The sequence below is a fragment of the Pseudomonas sp. MT92 genome (assembly GCF_058792515.1).
In genome coordinates this window covers 513,943-530,267 of sequence record NZ_JBXAFA010000003.1, presented here as the reverse complement: position 1 = coordinate 530,267, position 16,325 = coordinate 513,943, and the positions used below count along the sequence as shown (strand labels likewise).

Genomic DNA, 16,325 nt, shown 5'->3' with positions numbered 1-16,325 from the left:
ATTGATGAGAACGGGTGCACTGAGGGAGATGTAAGACCCCTAACTATCCCGACGTGCGGACTGGAGAATATGTGCATCCGTTGGAGGCTTGAGACATCAGTGGATGAGTCGAGGTCGCATCAGTGGCTCTCCACCGATCCATTTTTTACAGGGTTATAGAAGAGCTTGAGCGGCGGAATCTGCATCTTCCAGCCCTGAACCTCCAAAACCCAAAAAACAGCCGATGCAGATATCAGATGGCGTGCGGTGTCACGTCCGACCCTAGGTCACTTCCTGACGCGGGGCGCGGCCCAGCGACCAACCAAAATTCATGCCCGCCGCCGCCAGCAGGATCGCGCTCGCGCCAAGCACTTGCAGGGCGCTGAGCGGATGGGCGAAGGCAACCCAGTCGACCAGAATGGCGACGATCGGATAGATGAACGACAGTGCGCCGACCAACGCCGTGGGGATTTTCTGGATGGCGCTGTACAGCAGGGTCGACATGAGCCCGGTATGGACCACGCCGATAATGATCAGATATGTCCAGGCGCCCTCGGCTGTATCGACCCTGCTGAAATCCACGAACGGGGCCAGGACCAGCACGCCTACCACCATCTGGATCAGCACGATCAGGTGCGCGGGCAAGTCCTTGAGGCGCTTGGTGATCGCCGCCGCCACGGCGTAGAAAAAGGCCGAAGCCAGGGCCAGGCAGACGCCGAGCACGTAGTCGGCGCCGGTGGCCTGACCACTGCCCTTGGCGGACACGATCAGCATCAGCCCGGCGAAGGCCAACAGCAGCCAGCCAACCTTGGCGACGCTGAGGCGTTCAGCGAAAAACAGCACACCCAGACCGACCAGCATGAACGGCTGAACGTGGTAGACCACCGTGGCAATGGCGATAGAGGAATGTTTGTAGGCACTGAATAGCAGCACCCAGTTAAGGATCAGCGCCACCCCGCCCAGGCACACCAGAATGAACTGCCGGGCGGTGATCAGGGAGCGGCGCAGCACCCCAAGCACCAGGCATGTGACCAGCATCGCCATGGCGCCGAACAAGCAACGCCAGAACACCACGGCCTCCGGGCTCTGCCCCGACACGATGACAAACCAGCCCACCGTGCCGGAGATGACCATGGCCGAAATCATTTCGAGCGTCCCACGGGTTTGCGACTTCATCACTCACTGCTTCCTTGCCGTCGACATTGCCGTAACCTAAGCCGCCGTTCGCAGGGGTTGGTTCGGCAAAACGAACTTTATAATGAACTAATGACCACTATAATGAACAGGACACCCAAGAGCGTCAATCACTTAAGGATGATTTATAAAACAAATGACCGATATAACGAACGCCCTGCCAAAAAGTCATCCGAGCCGAATCGATCTGCTGGCGCTTTCAATCAAACGCGAACGCTTGGCCGCCGGGCTTTCCTTGACCGAGCTGGCGAAGCGCGCCGGGGTGGCAAAGTCGACCTTGTCTCAATTAGAGTCGGGAATCGGTAACCCCAGTATCGAAACCTTGTGGTCGCTGGCGATGGCAATGGGGTTGCAAGTCACCCGGTTCTTCGAGCAACCCCAACAGCCGTTACGGGTGATTCGCGCCAACGAGGGCATGACCACCTATGCCGAGACTGCCAATTACGCAGCGACACTGCTTGCCGATTGCCCGGCGGGAGTACAGCGCGACATCTACCGGCTCAAGGTGCAGCCCGGTGAAGTTCGGCTGTCTCAGCCTCACCCACCGGGAACCGTAGAGCACGTGGTGTTGTGCAGTGGCAGCGCCCGTATTGGCCCGGCGAGCGGACTTGTGTTGCTGAACGCTGGCGACTACATCAGCTACCTGGCGAATGTGCCTCACGTGTTCGAAGCACTCGAGGCGGACACTACTGCGGTGATGGTGATAGAGCATTCCTAAGGTAGGCGCCATGGACACGCCAAATGTTGAATCGCCTTGCATTTCCTGGACGCGCTGACAGCGACTGGCGATGCCCCTGACTCCAATGTGGAGTTAACAGTAACCATTAGAACCCTAATGGAGTTCGGCCAGCTCTCGCCGTTTTCGTTCGTGTATCAAGAGCGACTTGGGGGGTAAAAGTAGGGGGCAACATTGGTGGCATATTTGACATTTTTCTGCCTGAAAATATTGTTCTAGAGCCTGGTCAAAATGTTCTTCGCGGATCCGGACAGTCTGGCTTGAGTGCTTTGTGAAGGCATCCGGCGCCATCGCTACTAGCCAGCGATGGTCGCGACCAGGCTGCCAACCAGACCATTGCGTCGGCGGCAACACACAAATGCCATCAACCGGGTTGATCCTGACTTGATATAAGGCGCAGGCTAGAGAGCTCGCCGGGCCTCTCTCATCATTCCGAATGATAGTTATCTTCGCCCCGTTCGATTCGTCCGCACCAACCCTGCCGCGCATCATTCGCCAATCTCAATACATTGGCGGATGCATCCATGGAACAATCACTCAAATATTTGCGCTTCCCGTTGGCCGTGTTGGCCGTCGTGGTGATGAGCGCCTGCGGCAAAGCTCCACAAACCGCAGCCACGATGCCGGCGGCCAAGGTCAGCGTGGCCAAGGTGCTGGAGCAACCGGTCAACGAGTGGGACGAATTCACCGGGCGCCTTGAAGCCCCGGAAACCGTAGAAATTCGTCCACGGGTCTCCGGCCAGATCGATGACGTGGCCTTTACCGAGGGCGCCCTGGTCAAGAAAGGCGACCTGCTGTTCCAGATCGATCCCCGTCCGTTCCAGGCCGAGGTCCGCCGCCTCGAAGCGCTGGTCGCCCAGGCTCGCGCCAACGCTACCCGCAGCGAAAATGAAGCCCAGCGCGGTGAACGCCTGCGCACCAGCAATGCCATCTCCGCTGAACTGGCCGATTCGCGTACCAGCGCCGCTCAAGAATCCCGCGCCGCCGTCGGCGCGCTTCAGGCGCAATTGGACCTGGCCAAACTGAACCTGAGTTTCACCCGCGTCACCGCGCCCATCAGCGGTCGCGTCAGCCGCGCGGAAATCACCGCCGGCAACCTGGTGACCGCCGATACCACCGCGCTGACCAGCGTGGTTTCCACCGACAAGGTCTACGCCTACTTCGACGCTGACGAGCGTGTGTTCCTCAAGTACACCCAGCTCGCCCGCCAGGGCAAACGTGGCGCCACCACCCCGGTTTACATGGGCCTGTCCAACGAAGACGGCAACCCGCACCTGGGCCAGATGAACTTCGTCGACAACCAGGTCAACCCGAAAACCGGCACCATCCGTGGTCGCGCCGTCTTCGACAACAGCGACGGCAGCTACACCCCGGGCCTCTATGCGCGCCTGAAACTGGTCGGCAGCGGTACCTACAACGCCATGCTGATCAACGATGAAGCCGTCGGCACCGACCTGGGCAAGAAGTTCGTGCTGGTGATGGATGCCGACAATAAAACCGCCTACCGCGCGGTCGAGCTGGGCCCGAAAATCGAAGGCTTGCGCATCGTGCGCAACGGTTTGAACAAGGACGACACCATCATCGTCAAGGGTCTGCAACGGGTACGCCCCGGCTCGCCAGTCACCCCTGAAGTGATCCCGATGGCCAGCGAGCAAACCCTCGCGGCCCTGGCACAACAACGCCAAGCGCTGGAAGCCAGCAATCTGCCTCAGGTCGCGCCTGCCAAGGTTGCGCCGGGTACGACTGTGAAACTGGCTGCTGCGACTCCACGCGGTTAAGGAATAACGACTCCGATGAATTTTTCCCAATTCTTCATTTCACGGCCGATCTTCGCCGCGGTGCTGTCGCTGCTGATCCTGATCGCCGGCGCGATCTCGCTGTTCCAGCTGCCGATCAGCGAATACCCGGAAGTGGTGCCACCGACCGTCGTGGTCCGCGCCAACTTCCCCGGTGCCAACCCCAAAGTCATCGGTGAAACCGTGGCCGCTCCACTGGAGCAAGCCATCACCGGCGTCGAGAACATGCTGTACATGTCCTCGCAGTCGACCGCCGACGGCAAGATCACCCTGACCATCACCTTCGCCCTGGGTACCGACCTGGACAACGCGCAGGTGCAGGTCCAGAACCGCGTGACCCGGACCGAGCCCAAACTTCCCGAAGAAGTGACGCGCATCGGTATCACCGTGGACAAGGCGTCGCCCGACCTGACCATGGTCGTGCACTTGACCTCGCCGGACAAACGCTACGACATGCTGTACCTGTCCAACTATGCCTTGCTCAACATCAAGGATGAGCTGGCGCGCCTGGGCGGTGTCGGTGATGTGCAATTGTTCGGCATGGGCGATTACTCGCTGCGGGTCTGGCTCGATCCGAACAAGACCGCCTCGCGCAACTTGACTGCCACCGACGTGGTCACTGCGATCCGCGAACAGAACCGTCAGGTCGCCGCCGGTGCACTGGGTGCGCCGCCTGCACCGAACGCCACCGCGTTCCAGCTGTCGGTCAACACCCAGGGTCGCCTGGTGTCCGAAGAAGAGTTCGAGAACATCATCATTCGCTCCGGCGACAACGGTGAAATCACGCGCCTGAAAGACATTGCGCGCGTCGAGCTGGGCTCCAGCCAGTACGCCCTGCGTTCGCAACTCAACAACCAGCCGGCGGTGGCGATCCCGATCTTCCAGCGTCCAGGCTCCAACGCCATCGAGATCTCCAACGAAGTGCGCGACAAGATGGCGGAGCTGAAGAAGAGCTTCCCCGAAGGCATGGACTTCAGCATCGTCTATGACCCGACGATCTTCGTGCGCGGCTCCATCGAGGCGGTGGTTCACACCCTCTTCGAAGCGCTGATCCTCGTGGTGCTGGTGGTGATCCTGTTCCTGCAAACCTGGCGCGCCTCGATCATTCCGTTGGTGGCGGTGCCGGTGTCGCTGATCGGTACGTTTGCCGTGATGCACCTGTTCGGCTTCTCGTTGAACGCCCTGTCATTGTTCGGCCTGGTACTGGCGATCGGTATCGTGGTGGACGACGCGATCGTGGTGGTGGAGAACGTCGAACGCAATATCGAACTGGGCCTCAATCCGGTCGAAGCGACCAAGCGCGCCATGCGTGAAGTGACCGGGCCGATCATCGCCACGGCACTGGTGCTGTGTGCGGTGTTTATCCCGGCAGCCTTCATTTCCGGGTTGACCGGCCAGTTCTACAAGCAGTTCGCCCTGACCATCGCGATTTCCACGGTGATCTCGGCTTTCAACTCGCTGACCCTGTCGCCCGCCCTGGCTGCGGTCCTGTTGAAAGGCCATGATGCGCCGAAAGACCGCTTCTCCAAACTCCTGGACAAGGTATTCGGTGGCTGGCTGTTCCGTCCCTTCAACCGTTTCTTTGAAAAGGCCAGCCATGGCTATGTCGGCACCGTTGGCCGCGTGATCCGCAGCAGCGGCATCGCCCTGTTGCTGTACGCGGGTCTGATGGTCCTGACGTTCTTCGGTTTCTCCAGCACCCCGACCGGTTTCGTCCCGGCGCAGGACAAGCAATACCTGGTGGCGTTTGCCCAGCTGCCGGACGCTGCAAGCCTGGATCGCACAGATGAAGTGATCCAGCAGATGTCCGAGATTGCCCTCAAGCAACCTGGCGTCGCCAACTCGGTGGCCTTCCCAGGCCTGTCGATCAACGGCTTCACCAACAGCCCCAACGCCGGCATCGTGTTCACCCCGCTCAAGCCGTTTGACGAGCGCAAGGACCCAAGCGAATCGGCGGGTGCCATTGCGGCCGCGCTGAACGCCAAGTTCGCCGACATCCAAGGTGCCTACATTGCGATCTTCCCGCCGCCGCCGGTACAGGGCCTGGGCACGATCGGTGGTTTCCGCCTGCAAATCGAAGACCGGGGCAACCTGGGCTACGACGAGCTGTACAAGCAAACCATGAACATCATTGCCAAGAGCCACAGCGTTCCTGAACTGGCCAACCTGTTCACCAGCTACACCGTGAACGTGCCGCAGGTCGATGCCGCCATCGACCGGGAAAAAGCCAAGACCCACGGCGTGGCCGTCAGCGACATCTTCGACACCCTGCAGATCTACCTGGGTTCGCTGTATGCCAACGACTTCAACCGCTTTGGTCGTACCTATCAGGTCAACGTTCAAGCCGAGCAGCAGTTCCGTCTTGAACCGGACCAGATCGGTCAGCTGAAAGTACGCAACAACAAAGGCGAGATGATCCCGCTGGCGACCTTCATCAAGGTCAGCGACACCTCGGGCCCGGACCGCGTGATGCACTACAACGGCTTCATCACCGCTGAAATCAACGGTGCCGCTGCCCCCGGCTACAGCTCCGGCCAGGCCGAAAAAGCCATCGAGAAACTGCTCAAGGAAGAACTTCCGAACGGCATGACCTACGAATGGACCGACCTGACCTACCAGCAGATTCTGTCCGGCAACACCGCGCTGTTCGTGTTCCCGCTGTGTGTTCTGTTGGCGTTCCTGGTGCTCGCGGCGCAGTACGAAAGCTGGAGCCTGCCACTGGCGGTGATCCTGATCGTGCCGATGACTCTGCTGTCGGCCATCACCGGGGTGATTGTGTCCGGTGGCGACAACAACATCTTCACCCAGATCGGCCTGATCGTACTGGTGGGCCTGGCGTGTAAGAACGCGATCCTGATCGTCGAGTTCGCCAAGGATAAACAGCTGGAGGGTCTCAACCCGCTGGCCGCGGTACTGGAAGCCTGCCGCCTGCGTCTGCGGCCGATCCTGATGACCTCCTTCGCGTTCATCATGGGTGTGGTGCCACTGGTGTTCTCCAGCGGTGCCGGTGCCGAAATGCGTCACGCCATGGGTGTGGCGGTGTTCTCCGGAATGCTCGGGGTGACCTTCTTCGGTCTGTTGCTGACACCGGTGTTCTACGTACTGATTCGCAACTTTGTCGAGCGCGGTGAGGCACGAAAAGCCGCCAAGGCGCTGAAACTGCAAAAGCCGCTGGAGTCGCATTCATGAGTGTGAAAGCCTTCCTGCCGAGTCTCCTGGTACTGGCGCTGAGCGCCTGTGCCGTGGGCCCGGACTACAAGACCCCGGCCACCGAGGCGGCCCACATCACCACCGCCACCGATGGCGCGGCCGGTCAGAAGAATTTCGACCGCTCCCGTTTCGAAGGCATCTGGTGGCAGCAATTCGAGGACCCGACCCTCAACCAGTTGGTGACCGAGTCCCTGAAGGGCAACCGCGACTTGCGCGTCGCCTTCGCCCGCTGGAAAGCGGCGCGGGCGATACGCGATGACGTCAGCAATGATGCCATGCCGACCATTACCAGCCGGGTCAGCAGTGACCTGGCCAAGGGGCAGATTCCCGGCCAGACCACCAACCGGGTCAACAGCGAACGCTATGACCTGGGCCTGGACATGGCCTGGGAGATCGACCTGTTTGGCCGCATCCAGCGCAACCTGGAATCGGCCAACGCCGAGCAACAAGCGGTCGAGGCCGATCTGTATCAACTGCAAGTCACGATGATTGCCGAGCTGGTGGACTCCTACGGCCAACTGCGCGGCGCACAACTGCGGGAAAAGATCGCCCTGGCCAACCTGGAAAACCAGCAAGAGTCGCGCAAGATCACCATCAGCCTGCGTGATGCCGGCGTCGGCGATCAACTTGACGTGGAACGCGCCGACGCACGACTGGCGTCGGTCGAAGCCAGCGTGCCGCAATTGCAGGCCGAACAGGTTCGGCAGAAAAACCGCATTGCCACCCTGCTCGGTCAACGCCCGGACAAGTTGAGCATCGACTTGAGCCCGAAAAACTTGCCGGCCATTGCCAAGGCGTTGCCCATTGGTGATCCGGGTCAATTGCTGCAACGTCGCCCGGACATTCGTAGCGCCGAACGCAAACTCGCCTCGGCCACAGCGCGCATCGGCGTGGCCAAGGCTGATCTGTTCCCGCAGGTCAGCCTCAGCGGCTTCCTTGGCTTCACCGCCGGGCGTGGTTCGCAGATCGGTTCCTCGGCGGCCAACGCCTGGGCGCTTGGCCCGAGCATCACCTGGGCGGCGTTCGACCTGGGCAGCGTGAAGGCCCGCTTGCGCGGTGCCGACGCCGACGCCGAAGGCGCCCTGGCGAGCTACGAGCAGCAAGTCTTGCTGGCCCTGGAAGAATCGGAGAACGCTTTCAGCGACTACGGCAAACGCCAACAACGCCTGATCTCGCTGATTCGCCAGAGCGAATCGAGCCGCTCCGCTGCCGACCTCGCCGAGATCCGCTACCGCGAAGGCACCGCCGATTTCCTGGTGTTGCTCGATGCCCAGCGTGAGCGCCTGGCGGCCGAAGACACCCAGGCCCAGGCCGAAGTCGACCTGTATCGCGGCATCGTCGCGATCTACAAGGCGCTCGGCGGTGGCTGGCAGCCGGAAACGGTCGCCAGCAACTAAACTTTTTCAAGCGCTCCTTTGGTTGGCCGCAACCAACCAATTCCCTTGCCCTGCGCCTCATTCGGTCGCGGGGCTTTTTTTTGCTTTTCAGGCAATCCCGGGAAACGCCGATAACGCACCACCTGCCGGGGCCTGCCAGGCAACCAAAGTGGGAGGCGTGCCCGCGGGATTCGCAAGAACAGCGTTAGTCTTTAGGTTTGGGATTTTCCTCGACGGTGACGGTGGCCGTGGTCCCCGCGCGTAGCTTGTCTTTACCGGCGTAACCCTCGTCAATCCTGATCCGCACCGGCACCCGTTGCGCCAGCTTGACCCAGGTGTAGCTGGGGTTGATGTTGGCCAGTAGCCGGCCACCGGGCAGGTTTTCCCGGTCGGCGATGGCGAAGGCAATGCTTTGCACCGTGCCACCGAATTTTTCGCCGCTCATCAATTCAATGTCGACCCGATCGCCCTCGGCGATTCGCGGCAACTTGGTTTCCTCGAAGTAGCCGCTGACATAAAAGCTGTCACTGTCCACCAGCGCCAACAGCGGGCCACCCACCGTGGCGTAGTCACCCTGACGGGTCAGCAGGTTGGTGACGTAGCCACTGACTGGCGATTCCACGCGCGTGCGCTGAAGATCCAGTTCGGCCTGGGTCAATGCCGCGATCGCCAGCTGGACGTTGGCCTGCGCCAGCCCCAGGTTGGCCTGGTTACGCAACAAATCAGCCTGGGCCACCGAGACTTCGGTGTTGGATTTTTCCCATTCCTCGCCCGAGATGGCGGAGCGTTCCTTCAGTGTGCGCCGGCGCCGCTCTTCGCTCTGGCGCTGGCGTAACAACGCCTGGCTGGAGACGATGGTCGCTTCAGACTGCCCCAGCGATGCTTTCGCCACTTCCACGGAGCGTTTGGCATGTTCAACCGCCAGGGCATAGCGCGCCGGGTCGATCTCCAGCAGCAACTGGCCTTTATCCACGTGCTGGTTATCCTGCACGCCGAGGCTGACGATGCGCCCCGAAACATCGGCGGACAGGGTCACCACATCGGCACGCACCCGGGCGTCCCGGGTCCAGGGGGCGCGGGTGTAATGCTCCCAGGCAAACCAGCCAAGGACGAACGCCAGCACGACCACAGCCACGGTCGTCAGGTGCGAAAGGATCTTCTTCAAGGCATCAGGCTCCCATCAGCAAAATCAGCGTCGCACACACGCAGGCGTACAACGCGCCCTCGAACAACGCTTCATGCCAGACGAAACGCAGCACGCCCAGGCGCCGCAGCACCCAGTCCAGCGCCAGGAAAATCGGCAGGCCCAGCAGCAGCGCCTGGGCGATGGGCGGGAGGTAGACACCGCCTATTTCCAGATCAATGGGCAAGCGCAGGTACTCCTTGTGGGGCGAGCGGTTCGAAGTGACGGCGATGGCGCTCCAGGAATGACACCACGATCAACAGCGCCACGCGCATGCGAAAGACCGACCACAGATGTTCATGAACGCTGGAATGCAGGGCGTCCAGTTCATCACCCAAGGCATGCAGGCTGTCGATCACGTGATCCGCCTGAATGCCGGGGCGGCCAGCGACCAGCCGCCCGGTTTCACGGACCGTGGCGAACACCTGGCTTTGCACAGCGGGCGTCAACAACGCGTTGCCCTGTCCCTGTTGCCGCAGCTGGTTCAAGGCGATACCCAGGGCCATGCAACCGAGACTGACTTCAAACACATCCCGCGATCCCTGGTCCTGGGTCGCCGGCAGCAATCCCAGCATCATGGTCAGGCGATCGACCATGCGGCTCTCGAAGGCAAACTGGTTTTCATCGGTGGCCGGGACTTTCAGCAAGGCGTACACCTGCTCGCAGTTCTCCTTGAACAGCCGGCGCATCCGCAATACCGGCCTGAACGGAAAGATCAGCGCGTAGACACTCAACCCCAGCACCGTCGCGCACATGTAGGCGCCAGCAAACTCGAACCACTGGATGGCGGTGTTTTGTCCAAGCCCGACATTCAACGGGCCCAGCAGCAGAAATGTCGTCAGCCCCAGCCCTATACCGGTGCCGGTGGTGGGCGGGCTGGACAGCCCCACGGCGACGGCATAAAGCAAGGGTGTCAGCAGCAATGCGAGCATTTCGAAGTTACTGATCATCGGGACAAACATGAACTGCAGCAGTGCCGACGCCAGCAACGCCAGGCCAAACCCTCTGGCATAGCTTTGAACCACCAGCAGCGGCCGTGGAAACGTCGACATCAGCGAACAAAGAATCCCCAGCAGCACCATGCCGCCCCGCGCCCCGTCCCAGCCGGTTTCGATCCAGATCAGGCCAGCCACCAATATCGCGGAGAATGCGCGGATGGCGTTCATGGTCGCCAGGGTGAAATCCAGGTGCAGCGGGTTTTCCTGGCCGCGAAAGACACTGCTGGCGGGCCGCCCGCTCTGGATGGCGTCGCTCAGTTCCAGTATCTGTTCGAGTTGTTGCAGCAGGCGCGCTTGTTCCCAGCGCAGCGACCAGGCCAGCGAGCGCAAGGTGGCCGGCATGGCCTCGGTCAATTGCTCGGCCCTGTAGGCCAGTTCGTCGAAGCGTTGGCGCAACGAGGTGAAATGGTGGCGCTTTTCGCTCGACAGCGAGCGGCCCTGTTGCGCCAGTTCATCGAGAAAGGCCAGCTCTTCGGCGCGCAGACGCTGTATTTCCTCGGGCAACGCCCCTTCCCAGCGCTCCGTCAGCAGTAGCCGCTGGTGACGCAGGGCGGTGAGCCGCGCGGTCAGCAGCACCAGTTGATTGCCCAGCAGTTGCACCAGGCCGTTGGCGCTACGCAAGCGAGGTGCATCGAAGTACAAATGCCGACGTACGCCCTCCAGGGCGCTGATCTGACCCAGCAGTTGCATTTGCCGACGTTGGAAATCCGCCTCGCTTTCCTCGGTGCGCAGGACGGCACTGGCATGGGTCGCCAGCAGTTTGGTGATCTGATCGATTTTGGCGAAATAGTCCCGGGCGACGGCTTCGGGGCGCGCGGTGAGCAGGCTGACCACGCACACACAGGCGACGGCTAACAAAGTCTCGGTGACTCGGGTCACCGCCAGCAGGAATGTGCCGTCCGGGTCGGGAATCGCCAGTAGCGCAATGACCACGGCGGTGTAGCCGCTGAGGACGAACGCCTGGGAGCTGGTGTAGCGCAACAGGGTGCCACCGGCGGTACAGAACGCGAGCCACAAGGCCAGGGTGGTAATGAAAGGCAGGGGCGCCTGGGGAAAGACCGCCATGGTGGCTACCGCCACGACCGCGCCCATGGTGGTGCCGATGACCTGGCCGAAACTGCGGGCCAGCACCATGCCGCCCAGTGGCTGACTGATGATGACCACGGCCATGATCGACCACTTGGGCTGGTCGAGGTCGAACAGGAAGGCCAGGTAAAGCGTCAACAGCCCGGCCGCAATGGTTCTCAAGGCAAACAGCAACACCCCGGGACCGGGGTGGAGAATCGCCTTGAAGTACTGCAACAGTGCTTGCATGGGGGTGCTCGTTGGCGCTTATCCAGCAAGCGTAGTCACAGCTTCCGCGTCTCGACAGCGCGTCGACGCAACTTGGAGGTAAAGCCGTCGATCCCGCTCCCCCTCAGCAGGCATTCAGATGAGCCAGGGTTTGACTCAGCGCTCCGCCTGACCGAAGCTGCTGACTTTGCAAAAGCTTGCCAGCTTCCGGATTCTGCATGCCCCAGTCCCGCCGTTATCTGCTTATCAGTCTCTGCGCCTTGCTTGTCATCGGCCTCGCCTGGGTGTACCTGCGCAGCACGGCGCCAGTGGTGCCCGAAGCGATCAAGCGCGGCTACAGTGAGGCGCTGGCCCAGGCCCGCGCCGGCCATCCGGGCGCTGCGCGGGTGCTGTACCAGCAATTGGGCCGCCCCGATCTATCGCCCAAGCGGCGCATCTGGCTGCACGCCGAACTGCCAAACTACCCGAGTTCGGTGGCCCTGAAACTGGCAGACGCCGATTTGCAACATGAGTCGCCCGAAGTACGTATCGCGGCGATCAAAAGCATCAGCGGGCTGGTGCCCAGCGGCCAGCGCAGCTTATTGCTCGGGCCGTTGCTCGATGACAGGGACCAGAATGTGCGGTTGGCCGCCGTCAACGCCTTGCTGGGCTTGTCACCGGACGACCTCGGCTTGTATTTCGGGCCACTGGAACAAGCCATCGATGCCTGGGAGCAGGTACTCAAAAGCGCGCCGGAAAGTGCCGAGAATCACTATCAGCTGGCTCGACTGCATTTGCACAACGCCGAATTCAAGGAGGCCCAGCAGGCGCTTGAAAACGCCCTGCGCCTGGCCCCCGACAACCTCCCGGCGCTGGTCATGCAGATTGATGTGCTGGACAAGCTGGGACAAAGCGATGCCGCCCGGCAGTTGTTGGCCAGGCAATTGAAAGCACAGCCCGACTCCGCCTATTTGCAGCATGCCCTGGGGCTTTGGCTGCTCAATCATGGCCAGAGTGAATTCGCGCTGTTGGGCCTGTCCAAAGCCGTGGAACTTGAGCCCGACAACAAGGACTATCGCTATGACCTGGCCACCACCCTGCACGGTGAACAGGAGCTGGAAGCGGCGCAGAAGCAATTGCAGGAGATCGTCCAGCGCCACCCGAACGATCGCAGGGCGCGAGTGCTGTTGATCAATTATTGGAAGGAAAGCGGACAACTGCAGAATGTGCAGATCCTGTCGGCGCAACTCGAACAGATGAATCCGGACGACCCGGCCCTGCAGCAGGGACTCTGACATCCCTGCGTAAATTTTGTTGAACGCTCGTCTCGACCCAAGGTCAAGTGAACAGGCAGACCCTTGTGGCACTCAGCGCCCACTGCCTCGTTCCCCTAGTCAAGAGAGGGCATTTTTTGTCTATATCCAACGAGTTGATCAGTGTAAAAGCCGCCACCGGTATCGAAGGGCTGGATGACATCCTCGATGGCGGACTCTCTCGCGGCCACGTGTTTCTACTGGAGGGCGAACCGGGCACCGGCAAGACCACCGTTGCCCTGCACTTTCTGTTGGCTGGCGCCCAGGCCGGCGAACGCTCGTTGTACATCACCCTGTCCGAAACCGAACGTGAACTGCGCCAGGGCGCCCGCTCCCACGGTTGGGAACTGGGCGAAAACGTGCATATTTTCGAACTGACGCCGCCGGAAAGCCTGCTCAATGCCCAGCACCAGCAGTCGCTGCTGTACTCCTCTGACCTGGAATTGGGCGAGGCCACCAAGCAAATCTTCGAAGTGGTCGAACGCTTCAAGCCAACCCGCGTGGTGCTCGACAGCCTGTCCGAGATCCGTCTGCTGGCCCAGAGCTCATTGCGCTACCGCCGGCAGATCCTCGCGATCAAACATTACTTCGTGCGTTATGACGCCACCGTGTTGCTGCTCGACGACCTGACCACCGAGTCCCTCGACAAAACCGTGCACAGCGTGGCCCACGGCGTGATCCGCCTGGAGGAGCTGACCCCCAACTACGGCGCCGAACGGCGGCGTATCCGGGTGGTGAAGTACCGGGGCCAGAAATACCGTGGCGGCTTTCACGACTTCACCATCATGGGCGACGGCGTGCATGTGTTTCCACGCCTGGTGGCCGCCGAACACCGCGGGCGCTACCTGCGCCAGCAATTGACCAGCGGCATCACGGAAATGGACGCGCTGCTCGGCGGCGGGATTGAAACCGGCTCCAGCACGTTGATTCTCGGTCCGGCCGGTACCGGCAAATCCCTCATTTCCATGATCTTCGCAGCCGCCGCCGTGGCCAGGGGTGAAAAAGCCGCCTTGTTCATTTTCGACGAGGAACTGGGCCTGCTGTTCGAGCGCATGAAAAACATCGGTATCGATTTGCAGGGACTGCAGCACGGCGGCAATTTGCTGATCGAACAGGTGGATGCCGCTGAACTGTCCCCCGGCGAGTTCTCCCACCGGGTTCGTCGCTGCGTCGACGAGCGCAACATCAAGACCGTGGTCATCGACAGCATCAATGGCTACCAGGCGGCCATGCCCGAAGAGAACGCCCTGGTCCTGCACATGCACGAGCTGCTGCTGTACCTCAACCGTCAGGGCGCCGCGACCTTCATGACCGTCGCCCAGCATGGACTGGTCGGCGATATGCAGGCCCCGGTGGACATCACTTATCTGGCGGACACGGTGATTCTGCTGCGCTACTTCGAAGCCGTGGGCAAGGTGCGCCGGGCGATTTCGGTGATCAAGAAACGCACCGGCAGCCATGAATCCACCATTCGCGAGTACCGCATCAGCAGCCATGGCATGACCATCGGTGAGCCGCTGGAATCATTCCAGGGCGTTTTGCGCGGCGTACCCACTTATCTGGGCGCCAGCAACCCGTTGCTCGGGGAAGAAAGCCCATGACGGCGATCGAAGCCACGTCCGAGCGTGCGATCATCCTCGCGCCGCTGGGGCGTGACGGCCAGATCGCCTTGATGTTGCTCCGAGAAGCGGGATTCGATGGGATTGTCTGCGCAGGTCTGGTCGAGCTCTGCCGGGAACTGGAACAAGGTGCGGGGTTGCTGCTGATTTCCGCCGAGGCCTTGTTGGGCGTTGATCTGGACCCCTTGCTGGGCCTGATCGAGCAACAGCCGGCCTGGTCGGACCTGCCGATCGTATTGTTGACCCATCATGGCGGCCCGGAACAAAACCCCGCCTCACGTTTTGGCCCGCAGCTGGGCAATGTCACCTTCCTTGAGCGGCCCTTTCATCCGGAGACATTGATCAGCCTGGTGACCACTGCGCTGCGCGGACGTCGACGACAGTACGAGGCCCGGGACCGGCTGATCGACTTGAGCCAAAGCGAACTGCGCTTGCAGAACACCCTCGAAACCCTTGAGCAGCAAGTCGAAGAACGCACCGCACAGCTGCGTCAAAACGAAGAAGTGTTGCGCCAGTCGCAAAAAATGGAGGCCGTCGGCCAACTCACTGGCGGTATCGCCCATGACTTCAACAACATGCTGACGGGCATCATCGGTAGCCTGGAGATGCTGCGCCGGCGTCTGGCCCGTGGCCGCACCGAAGACCTGGACAGCCTGATCGACCTTGGCGTGACCTCGGCCAATCGCGCGGCGGGCCTGACTCACCGTCTGTTGGCATTCTCCCGTCGCCAGTCGCTGGATTCCAAACCGGTGGAGATGAACAACCTGGTGATTTCCATGGGCGAATTGCTGCAACGCAGCATCAACGAAAGCATCCGTCTGGAAATGCAGCTGAGCGAGCACCTGTGGGTGGCCGAGGCCGATCCCAATCAACTGGAAAGTGCCCTGCTCAACCTGGTCATCAACGCCCGCGATGCCATGCCCGATGGCGGCAAACTGGTGGTGCGGACCGCGAACCAGCAACTGGACGCCCGCTTCACCGAAGCCCACAGCAACCTCAAACCGGGTGACTACGTGGTACTCAGTGTCACCGACAATGGCTGCGGCATGCCGCAAAGCACCATCAGCCGCGCTTTTGACCCGTTCTTCACCACCAAGCCTACCGGCCTGGGGTTGTCGATGATCTATGGCTTCAGCAAACAATCCCGGGGCCATGTCGCCATTCAAAGCGAAGTGGACCAAGGCACGACCGTGAGCCTGTTCCTGCCGCGCTTCGGTGGCGACCTGCCCCGGGACAATCCGGTCGTTCGCCAGCATCCTCTGTTCGCGCAGAATGGCGAAACGGTACTGATCGTCGAGGATGACCCGGCGGTCCGGGTGTTGGTGAGTACCGTATTGAGCGAGCTGGGCTATGCCTTCGTCGAGGCTGGCGATGCAGCCGCCGCGTTGCCGGTTCTCGATTCGGGGCAGCGTATCGACCTGATGATCAGCGACGTCGGCCTGCCCGGCATGAACGGCCGGCAACTGGCGGAAATCGGCAGGCAGTACCGGCCCGGGCTCAAGGTCTTGTTCATCACCGGCTATGCCGAGCACGCGGCGGTGCGCGGGGGGTTCCTCGACCCTGGCATGCAGATGATCACCAAGCCGTTCACCTTCGACCTGTTAACGGCGAAGGTGCGGGAGATGATCAGCGTCTGAAGCACCCGCCCT

General features: G+C 61.3%; 11 protein-coding genes. 7 read left to right on the top strand and 4 right to left on the bottom strand.

From position 1 onward, the window contains the following. Window positions 1-261: 261 nt before the first annotated feature. Complete coding sequence (locus AC1Q6D_RS08245) at window positions 262-1,155, bottom strand: DMT family transporter (RefSeq protein WP_103405661.1); 894 nt, start codon at window positions 1,153-1,155, stop codon at window positions 262-264. Between the two features lie 154 nt (window positions 1,156-1,309). On the opposite strand from AC1Q6D_RS08245, the gene AC1Q6D_RS08240 reads away from it, so the two are divergent. From AC1Q6D_RS08240 to AC1Q6D_RS08225, 4 genes are all read left to right on the top strand, one after another. Next, a complete protein-coding gene (locus tag AC1Q6D_RS08240) occupies window positions 1,310-1,891 on the top strand; it encodes a helix-turn-helix domain-containing protein (RefSeq protein ID WP_103405662.1) in 582 nt (193 codons plus the stop codon). Between the two features lie 542 nt (window positions 1,892-2,433). Beyond that, a complete protein-coding gene (gene mexE / locus AC1Q6D_RS08235; RefSeq protein ID WP_103405663.1) occupies window positions 2,434-3,687 on the top strand; it encodes a multidrug efflux RND transporter periplasmic adaptor subunit MexE in 1,254 nt (417 codons plus the stop codon). Between the two features lie 15 nt (window positions 3,688-3,702). Further along, window positions 3,703-6,894, top strand: a complete 3,192-nt coding sequence (locus AC1Q6D_RS08230; RefSeq protein WP_103405664.1) for an efflux RND transporter permease subunit — start codon at window positions 3,703-3,705, stop codon at window positions 6,892-6,894. Beyond that, window positions 6,891-8,312, top strand: coding sequence for an efflux transporter outer membrane subunit (locus AC1Q6D_RS08225; protein WP_103405665.1), 1,422 nt, complete (start codon window positions 6,891-6,893; stop codon window positions 8,310-8,312). The genes AC1Q6D_RS08230 and AC1Q6D_RS08225 overlap by 4 nt, the downstream gene beginning before the upstream one ends. A 184-nt stretch (window positions 8,313-8,496) precedes the next feature. Here AC1Q6D_RS08225 and AC1Q6D_RS08220 read toward each other — a convergent pair whose 3' ends face one another. The 3 genes from AC1Q6D_RS08220 to AC1Q6D_RS08210 are packed head-to-tail and all read right to left on the bottom strand — an operon-like array spanning window position 8,497 to window position 11,786. Further along, on the bottom strand, window positions 8,497-9,456 hold the full coding sequence (locus AC1Q6D_RS08220; protein WP_103405666.1) for an HlyD family secretion protein: 960 nt from the start codon (window positions 9,454-9,456) through the stop codon (window positions 8,497-8,499). A 4-nt stretch (window positions 9,457-9,460) separates the two neighbouring features. Then, the gene (locus AC1Q6D_RS08215) at window positions 9,461-9,661 is read right to left on the bottom strand and encodes a DUF1656 domain-containing protein (RefSeq protein ID WP_047528674.1); all 201 of its coding nucleotides are present in this window, start codon (window positions 9,659-9,661) and stop codon (window positions 9,461-9,463) included. Next, the gene (locus AC1Q6D_RS08210) at window positions 9,651-11,786 is read right to left on the bottom strand and encodes an FUSC family protein (protein WP_103405667.1); all 2,136 of its coding nucleotides are present in this window, start codon (window positions 11,784-11,786) and stop codon (window positions 9,651-9,653) included. The genes AC1Q6D_RS08215 and AC1Q6D_RS08210 overlap by 11 nt, the downstream gene beginning before the upstream one ends. Before the next feature lie 197 nt (window positions 11,787-11,983). On the opposite strand from AC1Q6D_RS08210, the gene AC1Q6D_RS08205 reads away from it, so the two are divergent. The 3 genes from AC1Q6D_RS08205 (at window position 11,984) to AC1Q6D_RS08195 (ending at window position 16,313) form a co-directional block, all read left to right on the top strand. Next, the gene (locus AC1Q6D_RS08205; protein WP_103405668.1) at window positions 11,984-13,039 is read left to right on the top strand and encodes a HEAT repeat domain-containing protein; all 1,056 of its coding nucleotides are present in this window, start codon (window positions 11,984-11,986) and stop codon (window positions 13,037-13,039) included. 116 nt (window positions 13,040-13,155) lie between these two features. Then, window positions 13,156-14,658, top strand: coding sequence for an ATPase domain-containing protein (locus tag AC1Q6D_RS08200; protein ID WP_103405669.1), 1,503 nt, complete (start codon window positions 13,156-13,158; stop codon window positions 14,656-14,658). Beyond that, entirely contained in the window at window positions 14,655-16,313 is a 1,659-nt protein-coding gene (locus AC1Q6D_RS08195; RefSeq protein ID WP_103405670.1) for a response regulator, read from the top strand. The genes AC1Q6D_RS08200 and AC1Q6D_RS08195 overlap by 4 nt, the downstream gene beginning before the upstream one ends. The last annotated feature ends 12 nt before the right edge of the window (window positions 16,314-16,325 follow it).

Excerpts from the sequence above, each read along its gene's own strand:
- AC1Q6D_RS08245 (WP_103405661.1), bottom strand. The coding sequence starts at position 1,155 with ATGAAGTCGCAAACCCGTGGGACGCTCGAAATGATTTCGGCCATGGTC.
- AC1Q6D_RS08240 (WP_103405662.1), top strand. The coding sequence starts at position 1,310 with ATGACCGATATAACGAACGCCCTGCCAAAAAGTCATCCGAGCCGAATC.
- mexE (WP_103405663.1), top strand. The coding sequence starts at position 2,434 with ATGGAACAATCACTCAAATATTTGCGCTTCCCGTTGGCCGTGTTGGCC.
- AC1Q6D_RS08230 (WP_103405664.1), top strand. The coding sequence starts at position 3,703 with ATGAATTTTTCCCAATTCTTCATTTCACGGCCGATCTTCGCCGCGGTG.
- AC1Q6D_RS08225 (WP_103405665.1), top strand. The coding sequence starts at position 6,891 with ATGAGTGTGAAAGCCTTCCTGCCGAGTCTCCTGGTACTGGCGCTGAGC.
- AC1Q6D_RS08210 (WP_103405667.1), bottom strand. The coding sequence starts at position 11,786 with ATGCAAGCACTGTTGCAGTACTTCAAGGCGATTCTCCACCCCGGTCCC.
- AC1Q6D_RS08205 (WP_103405668.1), top strand. The coding sequence starts at position 11,984 with ATGCCCCAGTCCCGCCGTTATCTGCTTATCAGTCTCTGCGCCTTGCTT.
- AC1Q6D_RS08195 (WP_103405670.1), top strand. The coding sequence starts at position 14,655 with ATGACGGCGATCGAAGCCACGTCCGAGCGTGCGATCATCCTCGCGCCG.